The following is a 13,871-nucleotide window of genomic DNA, read 5'->3' on the forward strand; positions in this document are numbered from 1 at the left end:
CATAGTAATGTTAATGCAGAATCACTTACCTAGCGCATGAACAAAAGTATCTTACTTCTATGGTGTAATGATACGGAAATCATCATTCCGAAATAAAAGATATTTACAAATCATATTTTCTAAAGATACCTTCTTGAAAGGGAGTCCATAAACAAGCTTTCATCTTAGCTTTTTTTAGACCAGAATTAGCCCAAGTGTTACAAGTATATAAAAAGCTGTACTTTCCTTCTCCTTCATAAAAAGAATCATTTAACCCGTATGCCTTATCTGTTTTGATATTGATTACATTGTTATCTGTATCTCGTTTAAATGAAGATAAAATATAGTCGATGAGTATCTGGTACTGTTGTTTGGATAATTTTACCTCTCTTGTATTTTCATCTAGATCTATATTAGATAAGTAAGTAGAGTGTATAGCAGTAGTTCCTAACCCTAACGCAGCATTTAAAGCTATACTTGGTTTTACGCTATCCCAATCTTCTACATCTAAAAAGAACCCTTTATCTCCCCAACCTAACGCAATATAAGCGAAGTTTCGACCTTGTCCTTTTGTATGCTCGAATTTTAGTTCTTTACTCCAGTCTATTAAATCTGATTTGACCGGAAATACAAAGTCTGTATGCATACCATTAGTGGTAAGGTACATGGTGAATTCTTGAGGTTCTTCTTGTATTTCATTTACAGTAATATTAGAAAGACCTCTTGCGGCTAAAAAGTAAATAATAACACATATCCCTAAAGTAGATATTGAAATTAAGATTATTTTGATTAATAGTTTTATATATTTCATAAAAAAAAACTGGATACTTATAGTTTGTTAATGTACTAACTTACAATGATACAAACGATGTGGACTTACTTTTATTGTAAATAAAAAATCCTTTCTAATCAGAAAGGATTTGATGATATTATTATTTGATATTAGCAGGTTTTTTGCCTCTGTGTTTCCATCGTTTATGTGTCCAGAAGTAGTATGCAGGCGCTTCTATAATTTGCTTTTCTAATTCACCTAAGAATCGATGAGTCAATTCATAATTAGGAACATCCTCTAGTGCTTCTCCTTCTTTTAATAAAGGAACAAAAGTTGTCTTATAATGTCCTCTTTTAATATACTCTACTTTAAGATACATAGGTACCATATCGAATTTCTTACACAGTGCTTCTCCTCCTGTAAATACGGGAACTTCTATTCCCATAAAGTCTTGCCAACAATTGGCTTTACTCACCATAGGAGATTGGTCACTAATAAAAGCATAGACTCCATGATTTTTGTTCACTTCATTTTGTCTAATTACTTTTATGGTTTCCTTCATCTCAACAAGTACAGTATTAAAGCGTGAACGAATCTTTTTGATTAATTTATCGAAATAAGGATTACCTATTTTTTTATACACAGCATAACCTTGGGATTGGATAAAGCGGTCTAATATGATAATCCATTCCCAGTTAGCATAATGCGCACAGAATAGCATCACGCTTTTACCTTGTTTCTCTACTTCTAAGACAGTGTCTAGGTTAGTAAAGGTAAATCTCTTTTTAAGTTCTTCTTCAGAGATAGTAAACGTTTTGATCATTTCTAAGAAAATATCACATAAATGTCTAAAAGATTCTTTCTCTACTTTTTTAAGCTCCTTTTCAGAGAGGTGTGGCATAGTCATTCTGATATTCTCTCTCACTGTTTTTTTTCTGTATCCGACGATTCTATATAATAATACATAGAAGATGTCAGAGATAAAGTAAAATATAGGGAAAGGCATCTTAGAGATGAGCCATATTATAGGGTAAACAATTATATATATAAGGAAATTCATTCTGTTTGATTTTGTACAAAGATAGTTTAATACCATAATCTAACACAAATTTAATAGGCGAGTAGAGAACAATTCTTTATTTTTAACCAAATATTTTTATATGGATATATCTACGATTACCTTAATTCTTTTGGGATTAAATGGACTTGTTACTTACAAGGGGTTAAATGATTTTAGCTTTTTTAATAAGTATTGCTTTGATATTAATCAAATTAATAGAGGAGAGCGCTATCGCTTTATAACATCAGGCTTCTTACATGTTGATTGGATGCACTTCGCATTTAATATGTTGACCTTGTATTTTTTTGCAGATATTATTATCCATGTTTCAGGAGTACTATACTTTTTGATAATTTATATTGCAAGTTTATTAGTGGGAAATATATTGACTTATCAGTTTTATAAAAACCAACCTCATTATAGAGCAGTAGGGGCATCAGGAGCTATTATGGGAGTATTATATGCTTCTATTATGCTTAATCCTTCTATGAGTTTGTATATGTTTTTTATACCGATTCCTATTCCTGCTTATATGTTTGCAGTGGGGTATTTACTGTATTCACTTTATGGAATGAAAAAGAATAATGATGGCATTGGACATACAGCACATATTGGAGGTGCACTAGCAGGATTAATCTTGATTGTTTTAAAATATCCTATCTTGATCCAAACACAATTTAAACTAATAGCCATACTGTTGATACCTGTACTGATTTTAGTAGGAATGTATAGAAGCAAAAGGATTCAATAGACTTTTTTTGGCAATTATTTATGACTTGGGTACTATTTACAGTGTGTTTTTTAGATACATTTGTAATATAACAAAGCAAAAAGAAAGTCACAAATGAAAAAAATGTCAATTATGTTTGCGTCATTATTAATGACAACAACGGCTATCGTAGCTCAAAATAACAACGGTGTAGTTGTACCTCAGATTCAAGTAAATGGAGTAGGAAAGGTAAATGTAACACCAGATAAAGTAGTCATCAGAGTAGGAGTAGAGAATAAAGCGGAAGTTGCAGCAGATGCTAAAAAAGCAAATGATAAAGCTATCGCAACTATCATTAAGTACATAAAATCAATGAAAATAGAGGATAAAGACATGCAAACAGAACGCGTAAGTCTTTATAAATCTAGAGACTATGAAGAGAAGAAAGATTACTTTTCAGCATCTCAGACTTTATCTATTACATTGACAGATATTTCTAAGTATGAGAAGTTAATGGTAGGACTTACAGAGTCTGGAGTGAATAGAATCGATGGAGTAGACTTCCAGTCTTCTAAGACAGCAATGTATGAAGCAGAAGCTCGTACACTAGCAGTAAAAGAAGCAAAACAAAAAGCTACTGATTATGCAAATGCATTAGGTCAAAAGGTAGGTAAAGCTATTTTAGTATCTGATAGCAGTGCATCTACACCTATTATTGTTAGACCGATGGCAATGATGAAAGCATCAGCAGATTTCGGAGAGCAAACTATCGCATTAGGAGAGTTAGAAGTTGTGTCTAATGTGTCTATTAGTTTTACGTTAGAATAGTAAGTTTTTTATTCATAATTAGGAAGGGCTGTCAGATATCTGACAGCCCTTTTCTCTTCTCTTATTTTACGTAGTCAAACTCTAGTTCAACTTCTTGTTTTTTTGCAATTCTTTCAGCTTGTAGCGCTCTTAGTTCTACGCGCTTTATTTTACCACTAATAGTCTTTGGTAGTTCTGTCACAAACTCTATTTTACGTGGCATCTTATAAGGTGCTAGATGTTCACGAGAGTATTTAAACAATTCGTTAGCTAGCTCAACAGATGCTTTAGTATGATCATTTAAGATAATAAATGCTTTTACTTCAAATCCTTTTACTGGATGAGGACTTGCTACTACTGCTGATTCTACTACATCATGATGTTCTAATAATACACTTTCTACTTCAAAAGGGCCAATGCGGTAATCAGAAGCCTTTATTACATCATCATCTCTACCAATAAACCAGATATAACCATCTTCATCTTTATACGCCTTGTCACCAGTGTAGTATAATCCATGTTTAAATACTTCACTTTGTTTTACTTTGTCATATAAGTATTCTTTGAATATTCCGTTTAGCTGTCCTGTACCAGTTCTTACACAGATATTCCCTTCTTCATTAATCGCTACTTCTTTTCCATCATCATCTGCAATGACAATGTCGTATAAGAAGGTAGGCTTACCCATAGAACCATACTTTAGCTTAGCATTAGGGTAGTTAGCGATCATACATGTACTTTCTGTTTGACCAAAACCATCTCTAACGATTAAACCAGTTCCTTCTTTCCACTCTTCAATGATCTCAGGATTTAGAGGTTCACCAGCCGCTACACATTTTTTTAGGCTAAAGTTATATTTCTTTAAATCCTCTTGTATAAAGAAACGAAGTACAGTAGGAGGAGCACATAGTGATGTTACCTCATGTTTTTCTATCATCTCTAATGTTTTGGCCGCATTGAAGCGTTCTTTTGTTGCAAAAGCAAATATAGTAGCTCCCACATTCCACGGTGCGAATAAACTACTCCAAGCAAATTTAGCCCAACCAGGTTGTGAGATATTATAGTGAATATCATTGCGAGTAAGTCCTATCCATGAGGTAGTAGTAAGATGCCCTAAAGGTTGGCTTAACTGAGTATGACATACGATCTTAGGCATTCCTGTAGTACCAGAAGTAAAGAACATAAATAGGGTGTCATCAGGCTTAGTCATTTCACCTTTTGCCTCTTTGCTTTGTTCATCTAGTACAGTAAGTGGGTACCATCCCTCTCTTTGTCCATCTACAATAATCTTTACAGGAATTACTATACCAGACTCTTTTTCAGCCTGATCTATCTTTTCTACATTATCACTATCTGCTAATATTACTTTAGGAGTTATCTTTTGAAACCTGTATACTAGATCTTTTACCCCTAATATGCTTGCAGCAGGTGATAATCGATATCCCGCTTTTATTGTTGCTAAATGCGTTACCCAGTTTATGCGTTGTAGCATCATCTGTGTGAGAATCACATCATCTTTTTGAATCCCTTTAGAACGCAAAAAGTTAATCAATTGATTATACCTATCATGTAAAGTCTGAAAGGTGTAGTGATGAGTCACCTCTCCATCTGTCCATAATAGGGCTGTCTTTTCAGGTGTCTCTTTTACGTGTATATCTTCATACACTTCTTGTACCCAGTTAAAGTACTCTGGCTTTTCGATTTTTAGATCATGTAAGGCATCGTAGTCCTGATCGATGAGTAATTCACCGATTTGTTTATACAAATCTTTCATTCTTTATTAAATTAGTTTTTGGTAGTGGTAATTTACAGAATTAAGATGTATATAAAAATAAAATAATCAATTATGAATAGATAAAGTGCTTGTTTTTAGTGATTTTAATTAATTAAAATGTAATAAAAAGCATTCTAATGTGATAATCAGATAATTTAAGTTCTGTCAGGAGAGTTGTTTTTTAACTATTATTAATAAGATCTGTTTATCTCTTTAAAAATGATAAAAATGAATTTATACTAGTTAATTTGTATTTTAATTGAAATTAATCAGCTAGGTATGTATATTTTTTGAAGTAATTCTTCGTATTCCTTTTCTACTTTACTAGAAGAAGTAATTCCTCCGCCACTTTTGTACACCAGTTGATTAGCTTGTTGCTCTACAAAACGAATCATCACAGCACTATCAATACTCTCGCCATCATAGATACCACATACTCCTGTATAATAATTTCGATCGTATTGCTCTGCTTTGGCTATTATATTTACTGTACTCTCTTTTGGAGATCCAGTGATAGAGCCCGCAGGTAGTATTTTGCTAAATATACTTCCTATCTCGTTGTGCCAATCAGGTGATAGCTCACCTGTTATCTCAGAACTCATCTGTAAGATAGCACCTTTAGAAGTCTCTAGTTTATCTAGGTATTTAAAGCGGTTTACTCTCACTTTTTTAGAAACGATATTTAGATCATTTCGGATTAAATCAACAATAGTGTAATGTTCCGCAGTCTCTTTCTCATCATTTAAGAGTAACTCACTAGCATTGGGAATATCAGCTTTAATAGTTCCTTTCATAGGATATGAGTATATCGCATTATCCTTGATTTGAACGAATATCTCAGGAGAGAAACAAGTGAATTTATCTTTTACCAGTAGTTTATACTTTGCCTTAGTGGTATGATAGATATCTTCTAAGGTATGTGCAGAAGCTAGAGGTGTAGCTACAGTTAGATTAATAAGGTATGTGTTTCCTAACTGTAATTCTTTTTTGACGATATCAAACTTCTGTTGATATTGCTCAAAGCTGAGAGGGTTTACTTCTATTGTTAAATCATTGCTACGCTTTTTTGGATGTGTATTGCTTACCCCATTAAAGTTGTATTTGATTTGTTCTTGATCGATATCTTTTAGTGGTTGGATGATACAGTCCTTTCCATCATAGCTAATAATAAAGAGGAAAGGAATTCTCTGTGATCCCAATGAGTTCATTAAAGAGATAGTTGTATCTTTGAGCACCATATTTAATCAAGTTTAAAGGTTCAAAAGTACAAAATAGTTTATGAGTGAAATCAAACAAATTGTTATAATAGATAATCATGACTCGTTTACTTATAATTTGGTTCAACTCTTTGATGAGAACGAACATTGTGATATAACAGTGATTCCTCACGATGAGGTTGTGTTAGAATCTTTGGATAAGTTTGATATGTTTGTTTTATCTCCAGGGCCAGATGTACCCCGTAGTTACCCTATCTTGTTTCAAATATTAGATAGATATAAAGCTGATAAACCTATCTTAGGGGTTTGTCTAGGTCATCAGACTATTGGAGAGTACTTTGGAGCTACTTTAGAGAATCTGCCTTATGTCTATCACGGGCAGTCTACTACCTTACATTATAGGGTAGAGGATACATTGTTTGCGACTATAAAGGATACCATATCAGTAGGGTTATATCATTCGTGGGCTTTATCAACTATTGATTTTCCAAAAGAATTAGAGATAGTAGCGCTTAGTGATGAGGGAGTTATCATGTCTATCCGCCATAGAGATTACAATATTAAGGGAGTACAGTTTCATCCCGAATCGTATATTACCTCTCATGGTAGAGAAATCATAAATAATTGGGTGTTATCGCTGCGATGATTAAATTATTTACTGCATTTTGCTTGTAATAGCAATTTTTTATCAATCATTATAGAGATTGTCTATCAAATTTTGTTATACGTATTCTATAATAATTATCTATCTAATAATAGTAGAGCTATAAAAATTCTATATTAATAAAGAAAGAGATAGGGAAATGTATAATTGATATTACTACTGTTTTTTCATCATTTTAAAGCCTGTTTAGGATAAAAAATATCTATCTAATTCATTAAATAAATGAGAATAGATACTCTAATTTTGCACTGTGAAAAAGAAATTATTAATTACTAAATGATTTAGAATACAATGCAAGCAGGAGTAATAAAAGATGAAAGAACACGCAAATATTTGCCATGGTTAGGAGCTCTAGCCATCTTTATGCAAGCACTAGATGCTACAATTTTAAATACAGGACTACCTTCTATAGCGAAGAGCTTAGGAGAATCCCCTTTAGGAATGCAAAGCGTTATTGTTTCCTATACATTGACAGTCGCATTACTAATTCCTTTGAGTGGATGGTTAGCTGACCGTTTTGGTACGAAGAGAATATTTATTCTAGCCGTAGGACTATTTACTCTAGGTTCTGTATTCTGTTCTATATCGGCTACCTTAGATCAGCTAGTTTTAGCACGTATATTTCAGGCAGTGGGAGGTGCGATGATGGTACCAGTGGCTCGGTTGACCTTAATTTATGCGTATCCTAAAAATCAATTATTAAAGGTGATTAATTTTATCACCATCCCAGGATTAATAGGACCTATGCTAGGGCCTGCTGTAGGAGGTTTTTTAGTAGAGAAGTTATCTTGGCATTGGATATTCCTTATTAACGTACCAGTAGGTGTGATAGCAGTACTTTTTGCTAGAAAGATTATCCCTAATTTTACTAATACAGTAGGCCGTTTTGACCTTCTAGGATGGGTGTTGTTTAGTGGTGGACTGACTACCTTGACTTTAGTGATAGAGAAATGGAATAGTCCTACAATATCATCAGTACAATTGATTACCCTATTTATTGTAGCGATGCTGATGGGAGTAGCTTATGTATTCTATGCTAGAATGACAAAAGAACCTTTGATTAAATTGAGCTTATTTAAGATTACCACACTTCGTTTAGGTTTAATAGGTAACTTAATTACGCGCTTCGGAATAGGGGGGATGCCACTGATGATCCCTTTATTACTACAGGTAGGATATGGATATTCGGCAATGTACGCAGGGATGATGATGATTCCACAAGCCTTGTCTAATTTAATCTCTCGTAACTTTGTAGTCCCTATTGTGAGACGTTTTGGATACAGAAGTACGTTGATTACGAACACGGTATTGACAGGGTTGTTAATCAGCTGTTTCTTCTTTATAACGCCTACTACACCTTATTGGGTAATTATTTTACTAATGATTGGTAACGGTGCTTTTAACGCTATACAGTTTACCTCAATGAATACCATTTCTTTAGCCGATTTAGATCAAGATACGTCTAGTGAAGGAAACAGTCTGCTATCCGTGACACAGCAGTTAGCAGTAAGTCTAGGGATATCTTTATCAGCGATGGTGTTGATGTTGTTTCAGAACAGTCAGATTGCAGAATCAGGTGATAAGATAGGTGTGTTTAGATATACTTTCTTAGTTATGGGATTGATTACGATACTGTCTAGTTTAGTATTTACTAATCTGAGTAAAGATGCAGGATCAAGTATGTCTGGAGTGCGCTCGTATAAAAAAGAATAAAAACATTGTCTCTGTTTTTTAAAATAGCAAGAGATTGAGATATCAGAAGGATGGAAGTCAATGATAATGCTATAGTAGTTAGTATTTTAGAACAGATAGGATGTCCCAAGACCTTAAGTTTTATACCCATAGAATATCAGAAATGAATAATTGTGAACGAGAGTTACTCTTAGAGATAATATCTCTTTCATTAGTTCTAAAACCGTACTATAGTATGCTTTACTCACTAATTCAGAGCTATTTTGTATAATTACTTTTCGTTTATATGCCTATCGCGAATCTAGGTTAAAGTAGAATTTCAGTCTTAGAGAGATAAGACAGAAGATATATATTATGAAGCAGTAGTAGACTTTGGTTTACTACTGTTTTTTTATACACTCTAGTTTTGTATTCTTAGAAAATTACTTCTCATTTTTTTCTTTTTGAATAGAAAATAGCCTCTTAAAACATCGTTTTTATAGTTTCTAAACTCCGTTTTTTTCATTTTAAGGTTGAAATCAGGAAGATATCTATGTTTTTTATAAAAAAATAGTAGTGTTTTTTTATAATGTGTTTTTAATTAATTTACTGATAATTAGTGTTTTATTTGGTTTTTACTATTGTTGCTATATATGTAGAGTAGCTTCTAGTCCTAGTATTTTAGGGTATTATAAGAAAGTCCTTGGACAATACATGGACAATAGCTCGATAATGGTGGAGCAGAGCATGCATTTGCCCAATAAATATCCTTCTATACTCCACTTATTATTCTTGTATTCGGTGTTGTGATGAAATCTAAATTAGATGGGAATGGAAGCCCCATTAGTACGCTTATTTTGTTTATTCTAGTTTAGATACACTTCTTAATAGGGACTTTTAAAAGAAAGAGAAGGGTCGAAGTGTAAAAATGAGGATTTTGCAATCTTCTTTTTTAGTGTTTGAATGGCAAAAAGAATAATCTTCAGGAGATGAAGAGCTCTTTTTTAGACTATATTCTCAATATGAACTAGTAATAAGGAAACATGGTTTTGTGTATAAAAGATGAGGAAATGAAACTTATTTAGGTTTATTACAACTTTTGTAAAGAGTTATTTTATTCAGTTTAGACTGTTTTTTAAATATGTATAATTAATACTTGAAGCTAGCAAATGAGAGGTTTTTGCGGTTTTATATGTTTATATATTATGAATAATATAATAGATTCTTTTTTTAATGATATGAAATGAATATAATGATATTTACTGCTGTTTGATTGTATTTCTTTAAAAGAATACATAGAGAATATGGTGTATTGCTATCTGTTGTGGTAATTATAATTGTTAAAAAGAGTATTGTGGTATAGAATTTGATTTTTTGTTAAAAGAATAGAAAGTTCTTTAGAAGTTATAGTACTATTTATAATGATTATATACTTTATTATAATTAATTATTTTTTTGAGGAACGTTATTTATGTTAAAAATATTTGATAATTTTAAATACATGTTCACATTGATTGTAATATTATATTGATGTACGTTAATGTATGTAGCTAGTGAACAAAATCAAATGAGGGCTGATATATGTCATCTTTGAAATAACACTAAAATTATACTTTTAACATATAAATAAAGAAAACGATTAGAGTCTGTTTGAAATTAGAATATAAAATTGTTTATAGGATATTTTTGAGTGTATCTAGACATTTTTCTCTTATAGAGTCGATATATCTAAAAGAAGTAAAAATGAAGAAATACTCTATAATAAATAGAAGTAAAATATAGTACTGATTTTCTAAACAGGCTTTTAGTAACAATAATAAGGATTCATTAATTATTAAAAACAAAGTACAAAGATGAACACACTCTCACGCAAGATTGTAATGGCCGCGACAGGATTATTTCTTTGCTTTTTCCTATTAATTCACTTTTTAGGAAATACACAGTTATTTTTAGAGCCAGAACACGCAAGACTTAGCTTTAATGCGTACTCGCATTTTCTAACCGGAAATCCATTGGTAAAAATGGTTTCTTATGTTTTATATGCTTCTATTATAGGACATGCCATCTATGCTTTAATTATTACTTCTAAGAACAAGGCTTCTGGAGGTACGTATAAAAAAGATAATAGAGGTAGAGCTAGTAAATGGTACAGCAGAAATATGGGAGTACTAGGGACAATAGTTTTAATCTTTATTGTTCTGCATTTTCAAAACTTTTGGTATGTGTATAAGTTTGGAGAAATAGGCATCGATGCTAATGGAAACAAAGATTTATACGCAGTAGTAGTTACAGCATTCCAAGAGCTGTGGTTAGTAGTGGTTTATGTTATCGCGATGGTAGCATTGTGTTATCACTTGATTCACGGAATTACGAGTGGAGTAAGAACGTTAGGATTATTTCACCCAAAGTTTGTACGCTGGGTTAATATCTTCGGAGTTGCTTATTCAGTAATTATCTGTGTTGGATTTGCTGCAATGCCAATTTTTATTTACATCACTAATCTTAAAAACTAGCTATGAAATTAGATGCAAAAATACCTCAGGGACCATTAGAAGAAAAATGGTTTAACTATAAAAAAACTGCTCGTCTGGTAAACCCTGCGAATAGAAAAAAACTTGATGTAATCGTTATCGGAACAGGATTAGCAGGAAGTTCATTAGCTGCTTCTCTAGGAGAGATGGGCTATAATGTAAAAGCTTTTTGTTTTCAAGATACACCTCGTCGTGCGCACTCTGTAGCGGCACAAGGAGGGGTGAATGCTGCAAAAAATTATAAAAACGACGGTGACAGTGTGTACCGTATGTTCGTAGATACACTAAAAGGAGGAGACTTTAGAGCGCGTGAGGCTAACGTGTATCGTCTAGCAGAGTGCTCTCTTAACTTGATCGACCAAGCGGTAGCTCAGGGGGTTCCTTTCGGTAGAGAATATGGAGGATATTTAAACAATAGATCATTCGGAGGTGTTCAGGTAAGTAGAACCTTCTACGCAAGAGGTCAAACGGGACAACAGTTATTATTAGGTACTTATCAAGCGCTAATGCGTCAAGTGGATAAGAAAACAGTACAACTATACTCTTCTCATGAGATGCTAGATATCGTGGTAATCGATGGTAAAGCGAGAGGGGTAGTAGTGCGAAACTTAGAGACTGGAGAGATAGAGAAACACTCAGCACATGCTGTAGTGTTAGCGACAGGAGGTTTTGGTAAGATTTATTACCTATCTACTTTAGCGATGGGATGTAATGGATCTGCTATCTGGAGAGCACATAAAAAAGGAGCATATTTCGCTTCTCCTAGCTGGACTCAGATTCACCCAACTTCATTACCACAGTCTGGAGACTACCAATCTAAACTAACATTAATGTCAGAATCACTGCGTAATGATGGACGTATATGGGTACCTAAAAAAGCAGATGATACAAGAGAAGCTAATGATATCCCAGAAGAAGAAAGAGATTACTACTTAGAGCGTCGTTATCCTGCATTCGGAAACTTAGCACCTCGTGATATCTCATCTCGTGCAGCTAAGGAGCGTATCGATGCTGGACATGGTGTAGGACCTTTAAAGAATGCAGTGTACTTAGATTTCTCTAAAGCAATCAAAGAACAAGGACAACCAAAAATCGCTGAGAAGTATGGAAACTTATTCCGTATGTATGAGAAGATTACGGGTATTAATGCCTATAAAGAGCCGATGAAGATATCTCCTGCTGCTCACTTCTCTATGGGAGGATTATGGGTAGATTATGAGTTAATGACTACTATTCCTGGATTATTTGCATTAGGAGAAGCAAACTTCGCAGATCACGGAGCAAATAGATTAGGAGCAAACTCATTACTTCAGGCTTCTGTAGATGGATACTTTATCGCGCCTTATACGATCGCTAACTATTTAGCAGATCAGATTAGAGTAGGTAAGATCTCTACAGATCATCCAGAGTTCGATAAAGTGGTGGCAGAAAATAAAGAAAAAATAGACCAATTATTAAATATAAAAGGGGATAAGTCAGTGGACTACTACCACAAAAAATTAGGTAAGTTATTATATGATTACTGTGGTCTAGCTAGAACAGCTGAAGGGTTAACTTATGCAATCGAAGAGATTAAGAAGTTAAGAGATGAATTTTATAAAAATGTTCATGTTCCAGGAGAGAATGATACAATGAATGCTGAATTAGAAAAAGCAGGGCGTGTAGCAGATTATCTAGAGATCGGTGTGTTGATGTGTTATGATGCATTGACTAGAAACGAGTCTTGTGGAGCACACTTTAGAGAAGAGTACCAGACAGAGGAAGGGGAGGCTGCACGTAATGATGCTGAGTTCCAATATATCTCTGCATGGGAGTGGCCAGGGTCATTAGATAAAGAGCCTATCTTGAATAAAGAGGAGTTAAAATTCGAATTCGTACAACCAACTATCCGTAGTTATAAATAATTAAAAAAGTCTATGAAACTGCATTTAAAAATTTGGAGACAAAAAAATCGTAAAACACAAGGAAAACTTGTTGATTATACGTTAGAAAATGTAAATCCGCATATGTCTTTCTTGGAGATGTTGGATACATTAAACGAACAATTAATTGTAAATAAAGAAGAACCAGTAGAGTTTGACCACGACTGTAGAGAAGGTATCTGTGGACAATGTGGTGTAGTAATCAATGGTAATCCTCATGGACCATTAGAGAATACAACTACATGCCAGCTACACATGCGTGAGTTCAGAGATGGTGAGACGGTATTAATAGAACCTTTTAGAGCAAAGGGATTCCCTGTGAAGAAGGATTTAAAAGTGGACAGAAGTGCCTTTGACCGTATTATCTCTGCTGGAGGATATGTGTCTGTAAATACAGGACAGGCTCCAGAGGCGAATACAATCCCTGTGTCACATGAGACAGCAGAAGCAGCTTTTGACTCTGCGGCGTGTATCGGGTGTGGAGCATGTGTAGCTACTTGTAAGAATGGTAGTGCGGCTCTATTCACATCAGCTAAGATTACTCAATTAGCCTTGTTACCTCAATCTCAGGAGGAGCGCAAAGAAAGAGCATTGAGAATGATCTCGCAGATGGATGCAGAAGATTTTGGACACTGTTCTAATACAGAAGCATGTGAAGTAGAATGCCCACAAGGTATTTCTGTACTAAACATTGCACGTATGAACTATGAGTACAATCGTGCTAGCTTTTTAAAGTTTAAGAAATAACAAATAAAAAATAAGCCT

At 33.7% G+C, this 13,871-nt stretch carries 11 protein-coding genes; 7 read left to right on the forward strand and 4 right to left on the reverse strand.

The genetic code is table 11. The features are described from left to right. Nucleotides 1–103: 103 nt before the first annotated feature. Together AABL85_RS09815 and AABL85_RS09820 are read right to left on the reverse strand one after the other, a co-directional pair. A complete protein-coding gene (locus AABL85_RS09815) occupies nucleotides 104–790 on the reverse strand; it encodes a TIGR02117 family protein (RefSeq protein WP_341309955.1) in 687 nt (228 codons plus the stop codon). Between the two features lie 121 nt (nucleotides 791–911). After that, entirely contained in the window at nucleotides 912–1,811 is a 900-nt protein-coding gene (locus AABL85_RS09820; RefSeq protein ID WP_341309956.1) for a lipid A biosynthesis acyltransferase, read from the reverse strand. Nucleotides 1,812–1,911: 100 nt separating this feature from the next. Between AABL85_RS09820 and AABL85_RS09825 the strand changes: the two genes are divergently transcribed. Further along, complete coding sequence (locus AABL85_RS09825; RefSeq protein WP_341309957.1) at nucleotides 1,912–2,562, forward strand: rhomboid family intramembrane serine protease; 651 nt, start codon at nucleotides 1,912–1,914, stop codon at nucleotides 2,560–2,562. Between the two features lie 93 nt (nucleotides 2,563–2,655). Continuing rightward, the gene (locus tag AABL85_RS09830; RefSeq protein ID WP_225600350.1) at nucleotides 2,656–3,348 is read left to right on the forward strand and encodes an SIMPL domain-containing protein; all 693 of its coding nucleotides are present in this window, start codon (nucleotides 2,656–2,658) and stop codon (nucleotides 3,346–3,348) included. A gap of 61 nt (nucleotides 3,349–3,409) precedes the next feature. Here AABL85_RS09830 and AABL85_RS09835 read toward each other — a convergent pair whose 3' ends face one another. Together AABL85_RS09835 and AABL85_RS09840 are read right to left on the reverse strand one after the other, a co-directional pair. Beyond that, nucleotides 3,410–5,101 carry an acyl-CoA synthetase gene (locus tag AABL85_RS09835; protein ID WP_341309958.1) on the reverse strand — a complete coding sequence of 564 codons (1,692 nt, stop codon included), beginning with the start codon at nucleotides 5,099–5,101 and terminating at the stop codon, nucleotides 3,410–3,412. A 269-nt stretch (nucleotides 5,102–5,370) separates the two neighbouring features. Then, the gene (locus tag AABL85_RS09840) at nucleotides 5,371–6,339 is read right to left on the reverse strand and encodes an aminodeoxychorismate synthase component I (RefSeq protein WP_341309959.1); all 969 of its coding nucleotides are present in this window, start codon (nucleotides 6,337–6,339) and stop codon (nucleotides 5,371–5,373) included. Nucleotides 6,340–6,379: 40 nt separating this feature from the next. Between AABL85_RS09840 and AABL85_RS09845 the strand changes: the two genes are divergently transcribed. The 5 genes from AABL85_RS09845 to AABL85_RS09865 all read left to right on the forward strand — a co-directional run bounded on the left by AABL85_RS09845 (nucleotide 6,380) and on the right by AABL85_RS09865 (nucleotide 13,853). Beyond that, nucleotides 6,380–6,964, forward strand: coding sequence for an aminodeoxychorismate/anthranilate synthase component II (locus tag AABL85_RS09845; RefSeq protein ID WP_341309960.1), 585 nt, complete (start codon nucleotides 6,380–6,382; stop codon nucleotides 6,962–6,964). Between the two features lie 309 nt (nucleotides 6,965–7,273). Then, nucleotides 7,274–8,695 (forward strand): multidrug transporter subunit MdtD, encoded by a 1,422-nt coding sequence (gene mdtD, locus AABL85_RS09850; RefSeq protein WP_341309961.1) that lies wholly within the window; start codon nucleotides 7,274–7,276, stop codon nucleotides 8,693–8,695. Nucleotides 8,696–10,506: 1,811 nt separating this feature from the next. Continuing rightward, complete coding sequence (locus AABL85_RS09855; protein ID WP_006258447.1) at nucleotides 10,507–11,166, forward strand: succinate dehydrogenase cytochrome b subunit; 660 nt, start codon at nucleotides 10,507–10,509, stop codon at nucleotides 11,164–11,166. A 2-nt stretch (nucleotides 11,167–11,168) separates the two neighbouring features. Next, nucleotides 11,169–13,088 (forward strand): fumarate reductase/succinate dehydrogenase flavoprotein subunit, encoded by a 1,920-nt coding sequence (locus AABL85_RS09860; protein WP_341309962.1) that lies wholly within the window; start codon nucleotides 11,169–11,171, stop codon nucleotides 13,086–13,088. A 12-nt stretch (nucleotides 13,089–13,100) separates the two neighbouring features. Then, nucleotides 13,101–13,853 carry a succinate dehydrogenase/fumarate reductase iron-sulfur subunit gene (locus tag AABL85_RS09865; protein WP_041893038.1) on the forward strand — a complete coding sequence of 251 codons (753 nt, stop codon included), beginning with the start codon at nucleotides 13,101–13,103 and terminating at the stop codon, nucleotides 13,851–13,853. Nucleotides 13,854–13,871 lie beyond the last annotated feature (18 nt).

The sequence above is a fragment of the Myroides odoratimimus genome (assembly GCF_038039805.1).
GTDB classification, from domain to species: domain Bacteria; phylum Bacteroidota; class Bacteroidia; order Flavobacteriales; family Flavobacteriaceae; genus Flavobacterium; species Flavobacterium odoratimimum_B.